6 protein-coding genes are annotated in these 5,343 nt (G+C 68.9%); 2 read left to right on the top strand and 4 right to left on the bottom strand.

All coding sequences use genetic code 11. From position 1 onward, the window contains the following. Positions 1 to 243: 243 nt before the first annotated feature. The gene (locus tag V7Q42_RS21160; RefSeq protein WP_333826254.1) at positions 244 to 675 is read right to left on the bottom strand and encodes a DUF1489 family protein; all 432 of its coding nucleotides are present in this window, start codon (positions 673 to 675) and stop codon (positions 244 to 246) included. Between the two features lie 86 nt (positions 676 to 761). Further along, the gene (locus V7Q42_RS21155) at positions 762 to 1,421 is read right to left on the bottom strand and encodes a glutathione S-transferase family protein (protein WP_333826253.1); all 660 of its coding nucleotides are present in this window, start codon (positions 1,419 to 1,421) and stop codon (positions 762 to 764) included. A 208-nt stretch (positions 1,422 to 1,629) separates the two neighbouring features. Between V7Q42_RS21155 and V7Q42_RS21150 the strand changes: the two genes are divergently transcribed. Next, positions 1,630 to 2,331, top strand: a complete 702-nt coding sequence (locus tag V7Q42_RS21150; RefSeq protein ID WP_333826252.1) for a DUF599 domain-containing protein — start codon at positions 1,630 to 1,632, stop codon at positions 2,329 to 2,331. Between the two features lie 12 nt (positions 2,332 to 2,343). On the opposite strand, the gene V7Q42_RS21145 is transcribed toward V7Q42_RS21150, so the two are convergent. Together V7Q42_RS21145 and V7Q42_RS21140 are read right to left on the bottom strand one after the other, a co-directional pair. Continuing rightward, positions 2,344 to 3,135, bottom strand: coding sequence for a YdcF family protein (locus V7Q42_RS21145; RefSeq protein WP_333826251.1), 792 nt, complete (start codon positions 3,133 to 3,135; stop codon positions 2,344 to 2,346). A gap of 253 nt (positions 3,136 to 3,388) precedes the next feature. Next, positions 3,389 to 4,012, bottom strand: coding sequence for an ATP-dependent Clp protease proteolytic subunit (locus V7Q42_RS21140; RefSeq protein WP_333826250.1), 624 nt, complete (start codon positions 4,010 to 4,012; stop codon positions 3,389 to 3,391). A 255-nt stretch (positions 4,013 to 4,267) separates the two neighbouring features. Here V7Q42_RS21140 and V7Q42_RS21135 point away from each other — a divergent pair, with 255 nt between their 5' ends. Next, entirely contained in the window at positions 4,268 to 5,224 is a 957-nt protein-coding gene (locus tag V7Q42_RS21135) for a hypothetical protein (protein ID WP_333826249.1), read from the top strand. Positions 5,225 to 5,343: the final 119 nt, after the last annotated feature.

The raw sequence follows: 5,343 nt of genomic DNA, 5'->3' as shown, positions 1-5,343 counted from the left end.
GGCAATCTCCTCAGGCGAAACGCTCATCCGTGATTTTCAAAACGGACTCTCAGAGGGGCCGTCCACCCCATCAGCGGAGGGGAAGGGGATCCGATGATGTTCCGTCGAGTCGAGAGGCCGATGGGTCCCCTTCCCTCGCCTCCGGCTCGCCGGGGACGACGGGCGTGCTCGGAGTCGTGTCCGGCGACACACGGCTCGGCCGAGTGCCCGCGGGTGCACGACCACGTCCCTACCCCGCAGCCCTCACAGCAACCCGAGCCCGGCCAATTCGCGCAGGAACTCGACCGGCAGGTCGGCGACGGCGTCCGACTTCAGGTCGCGCGGCGCGACCTCGGCGTCGAGATAGCGCCAGCCCTGGAACGGCCGGTAGGGCCGCGCCTCGACCTCGACCAACTCGCCCGAGAGAACGATGTCGCAATGGGGCACGCCGGCGGCGTCCTTCACGGCGCGCAGCTCGAGGATCTGCTCGCGCACCCGGATCTGCCCCTTGATCACCCAGTAGAGCGAGCCGCCGGGGACGATCTCGTCGACCCGCTTCGGCATCATCCGGGTGCGGTGGATGTGGACCGGCTCGAGCCCGCGCCGCTTCTTCTCGGCGAGCGTCGCGCCGATCCAGTGGGCGAGATCGTCGATCCCGTCGCAGCCGACACAGAGTTTGATCAGATTGAGGGCCATGGCGGTTCCGGGCGAAGGCGGATCGCCGCGATCCTACCCCGCCGCGTCGGCGCGGACCACCGCCCGGCGGCGATGGTCCACCGCTCTCAATCCTCGACCTCGTCGGCCCCGACGATCGCCGTCTCGGCGTCGGCCCCGGCCTTCCAGGTGCGGAAGGCGGGGAGCGCCAGCACCGCGTCCATATAGGCCCGCGTGTCGGCGGCGACCGGCCACGAATAGGTGTCGAGCCGGGTGACCACCGGTGCGAACATGGCGTCGGCGGCCGAGAATTCGCCGAAGAGGAACGGCCCGCCGGCGCCGAACCGCGCCCGCGCATCGCGCCACGCATCCTCGATGCGGGCGACGTCGGCCGTCGCCGCCGGCCCGCGATCCTTGAAGGCGAAGTGCGTCCTGAGGTTCATCGGGCAGGCGCCGCGCAGGCCGGTGAAGCCGGCGTGCATCTCGGAGGCGAGCGCCCGGGCGAGCGCCCGCGCCGCCCGATCGCGCGGCCAGATCGGCAGTTCGGGGTGGTTCTCGGCGAGGAATTCGAAGATCGCCAGCGTCTCATGGACATGGATGTCGCCCTCGACGAGGCACGGCACCTTGCCCGAGGGCGAGTACTTCAGCACCGTCGGCTTGAACTCCGGGGTGTCGAGCGGCACCAGGATCTCCTCGAAGGAGAGACCGAAATGGGTCATGAGCAGCCACGGCCGGAGCGACCACGACGAATAGCGCTTGTTGCCGATGATGAGCTTCCGGTCGGCCATGGATCGCCTCCTCTTCGCAGGTCCGCCGCATCGTCCGCCCCCGGGTCGAACGCCGGCCGGACGCCGGTCGAGCGACCGTCGCATCCCCCGCCGATCGCGTCCAACGGATTGGTTTGAAGAGGGTCTTCAATCGGATTGATGGGAAGGTGGCGACCGGTGAGCGGGGGCGACGCTTCCGCCGCCTGCGACTTTCGGATAAGTCTTCGCCATGACCTCGTTCACCACCCTCGACTTCGTCGCTTTCGTCTGGTTCGTCGTCGCCTGGGCGAGCTTCGGCTTCGTCGTCGACTTCGCCCTGATCGGCCGGCCGTCGCTGTCGCGGCTGATGGACGACGAGCGCCGCCGGTGGATGCGGGAGATGGCGAAGCGCGAGGTGCGGATCGTCGACACGGCGATCATGACCAGCCTGCAGAACGGCACCGCCTTCTTCGCCTCGACCTCGCTCATCGCGCTCGGCGGCGCCTTCACGCTGCTCAATCAGACCGAGCGGATGCTGGCGATCTTCCTCGACGTGCCGTTCCGCACCGTCCCGACCGCCGGTGAGCTCGAGATCAAGATCGCCCTCCTGGTGGCGATCTACGGCTACGCCTTCTTCAAGTTCGGCTGGGCCTATCGGCTGTTCAACTACTCGGCGATCCTGATCGGCGCCGTGCCGCCGGCCGACGATCCGGATGCCGCGGCGCGGGATCACGCCGTTCTCCGGGCCGGTGAGATGCAGATCGACGCCGGCCACCATTTCCATTGGGGGATGCGGGCGCTGTTCTTCTCGCTCGGCCTGTTCGGCTGGTTCGTCGACGCGCGGGTGTTCCTGGTGTCGACCACCTTCATCCTCGCCGTGCTGATCCGCCGCCAATATTTCTCGCGAGCCCGCGCCTCGCTGCTCGAGGCGGCTTCGGCGACAGCCGCCTGAGCACCGCCCGGCTCACGGGCCGGGACGCAGTTCCGAGGCGCGGCCGGTGAGGCGATAGACGAGGATGCCGAGCCATTCCTTGACCGCCATGTCGGCGCTCATCAGCCCCCACAGCATCGGCGGGCGCAGGCCGATGCGCCCCGTGGTGGCGTAGGCCGCCGGCCGGGCGACGATGCCGGTCCACCCGGCGGCGCGGAAGGTGGCGATCGCCCGCGGCATGTGGAAGGCCGTGGTCACCAGCCACCACGTCGCCCCCGCCGCCGGCTTCACCAGATCACGGGTGGCGGTGGCGTTCTCCCAGGTGGTGCGCGAGCCCTCCTCCAGCACCAGACGCTCCGGCGCCACGCCGACGGCGACGAAGAGGCGACGCATCAGCTCCGCCTCCGAGGCGTCGGCCGTGCCGACGAGGGCGTTGGAGCCGCCGGAGAGGACGATCGGCACCGCGGGGTAGCGCTTCGCCAGCTCCGCCACTTCGAAGATCGCCGCCGCGCCTTCGCCGAGGCCGACGACGCCGCGGGCCGAGCCCATCCGCGCATCGGTGAAGCCGCCGAGCACGACGATTCCGGCCGGCGCCGGCGCATCGGCGGCGGGAATCGGGAAACGGTTCTCGAGGTCGGTGAGGAGATAGGGGCCGAGCGGCGTCAGCGCGAGGATCAGGAGTGCCGTCAGGCCGAGACCGGCGAGGCCGCGGCCGATGCGGCGGAAGCCGACGACGGAGGCCAGGAGCCCGCCGACGATCAGCAGCATCGTCAGGGTCGACGGCTGAGCGATGAGGAAGGCCACCTTCGACAGCGTGAAGAACATCCCCGTCCCTCCCCGGCCCCGTCCGCCGCGGTCTCACGTCGACCTTATGCGTCGCCGGCGACCGGCCTCGTCCACAACGGCCGAGGGCCTCTCGCGAGGCCCCCGTCAGGTTTCACCGGGGATCCGGCAGGTCGCTTCGCGACGCCGGATCGAACTCGGCGAAAACCCCTCGTGTGGACGGGCTTTCAGCCGAACGGAACACGGAGTTCGGATGCGTTCATCCGTACTCCGTATTCCGAAGTCGGCTCGTCCCTCAGGGCAGATCGCCGATGGTCTTGATGACCTTGCCGACGAGACCGTAGGCGATCGCTTCGTCCGGCCCCATCCAGAAGTCGCGATCGGTATCCTTGGCGATACGCTCCAGCGGCTGGCCGGTGGCGTCGGCGAAGATCTGGTTGAGGCGATCGCGCATCTTGAGGATCTCGCGCGCCTGGATCTCGATGTCGGTGGCCGGTCCACCGGCGCCGCCGGACGGTTGATGCAGCAGGAAGCGGGTGTTGGGCAGGCAGAAGCGCCGCTCCTTGGGCACCGAGGCGTAGATCAGCGCACCGGCCGAAGCGACCCAGCCGACGCCGATCATCCGCACCGGAGCCGGCACGAAATTGATCATGTCGTGGATCATGTCGCCCGATTCGACATGGCCGCCCGGCGAACAGACGACGACGTTGATCGGGTCCTTCGACACGTGGGAGAGCGCCAGCAGGCGGGCGGTGACGTCACGCGCCAGTTCCTGGGTGATCGAGCCGGTGATGAGGACCGTGCGGGCGTCGAAGAGGTGCTTGTCGACCGGCACCGACTGCGGCGTCTTGGTCTTCTCCTCGTCCTCCTCCTCGTCGTCGAGGCGGGTGAACCAGTAGGTCTTGGGGCTCTTGATCATGGCGCGTCCGGATGAAAGGCGGCGGGGTTCGTGTCACCAAGATGTAGTGGCCTCGCCGGGACGTGTCGACCCCGCTCGCGAAAGATGCTCAACGCGTCGTGGCGAGGGGCGCGCCTTCACGTGTGGGATATCAGCCATCCTTCTGTGAAGACTGAGAAATCATGCCTTCGGCAGCAGTTGCCGGGCGCCTCTCGCAGCCGCCCGACGGGCGCCGGATCGTGCTAATCTGCGTAATCGGCCAAGGGAGCGCCTCGCATGTGGTCCTTCTCGATTCTCCGTTCGTTGCGGCTCGTCCTCGCCACCTGGCCCTTCGTCGGCCTGCGCATCCTGGTGCTCGGCGGCCTCACCCTCGCCTTCGTCGCCGCGGTGGCGAGCGGTGCCGGCGCCGGGTGGGTCGTCGGCCATGTCGGCACGGCCGACTTCCGCGCCGGGGCGACCGCCTGGGGCGGCATTCTCGGTGGCGTCGGCGCCGTCGTCTGGGTGTGGAGCCTGCGCGAGTATCTCACCTACTTGATCACCGCCGGCCACGTCGCGGCGATGGTCATGGTACTCGACGGCCGCGCTCTTCCCTCGGGCCGCGCCCAGATCGCCTTCGCGGTCGAGACGGTGAAGGCGCGGTTCGGCGAGGTCCACCTGCTGTTCGTCCTCGATCAGTTGGTCAAGGGCTCGGTCCGCGCCGTGACCGGCCTCGTCGGCGGCGTCGGGCTGCTGTCCTTCGTGCCGGGCCTGCAGCCGCTGATCCGCCTCCTCGGCGCCGTCCTGAAGATGTCGACGACCTTCATCGACGAGGTGGTGCTCGCCCGCGAGATCCGCATCGCCTCGGAAGATCCCTGGACCACCGCTCGGCAGGGCATCGTGCTCTATGCCCAGAACGCCAAGACGATCCTGTGGAACGCCGTGTGGCTGACGCTGTTCCGCTGGGTGATGGCGGTGATCCTGTTCGTGGTGCTGCTCGCCCCCGTCGGCATCGTCGCGCTTATCGTGCCCGGGCCGACCACGGCGTGGAGCCTGATCTTCACCGTCCTCTTCGCCGTGGCGGCGCAACGGGCGGTGATCGACCCGTTCCTGATCGCCTCGACGATGCAGGTCTATTTCGCCGCGACCGAGGGCCAGCGCCCGGATCCCGACTGGGACGCCGAACTCGCCTCGGTCTCGGAGCCGTTCCGCGATCTCGTCGCGCGCGCCCGAGGCGCATTCGGCGGGGCGTCCTGAGCGCCGTCGGCGTGAGCGGGCGCCGAATCGACATCGCCTCCGACAACACCCGAACCATAGCCCGTCATGTGTGCCGGAGTGATGGTTGTCGCTATCGCTCACAGAGGAGCCGTTCCCAT

Source organism: Pinisolibacter sp. (genome assembly GCF_036782435.1).
GTDB lineage: Bacteria > Pseudomonadota > Alphaproteobacteria > Rhizobiales > Ancalomicrobiaceae > CALBKH01.
Note: the sequence above shows the minus strand (reverse complement) of the source record. Positions and strands in the feature narration are given on the sequence as shown.

Bases quoted from the DNA above. Each gene is read 5' to 3' on its own strand.
- V7Q42_RS21150 (WP_333826252.1), top strand. From the start codon at position 1,630: ATGACCTCGTTCACCACCCTCGACTTCGTCGCTTTCGTCTGGTTCGTC.
- V7Q42_RS21145 (WP_333826251.1), bottom strand. From the start codon at position 3,135: ATGTTCTTCACGCTGTCGAAGGTGGCCTTCCTCATCGCTCAGCCGTCG.
- V7Q42_RS21155 (WP_333826253.1), bottom strand. From the start codon at position 1,421: ATGGCCGACCGGAAGCTCATCATCGGCAACAAGCGCTATTCGTCGTGG.
- V7Q42_RS21160 (WP_333826254.1), bottom strand. From the start codon at position 675: ATGGCCCTCAATCTGATCAAACTCTGTGTCGGCTGCGACGGGATCGAC.
- V7Q42_RS21140 (WP_333826250.1), bottom strand. From the start codon at position 4,012: ATGATCAAGAGCCCCAAGACCTACTGGTTCACCCGCCTCGACGACGAG.
- V7Q42_RS21135 (WP_333826249.1), top strand. From the start codon at position 4,268: ATGTGGTCCTTCTCGATTCTCCGTTCGTTGCGGCTCGTCCTCGCCACC.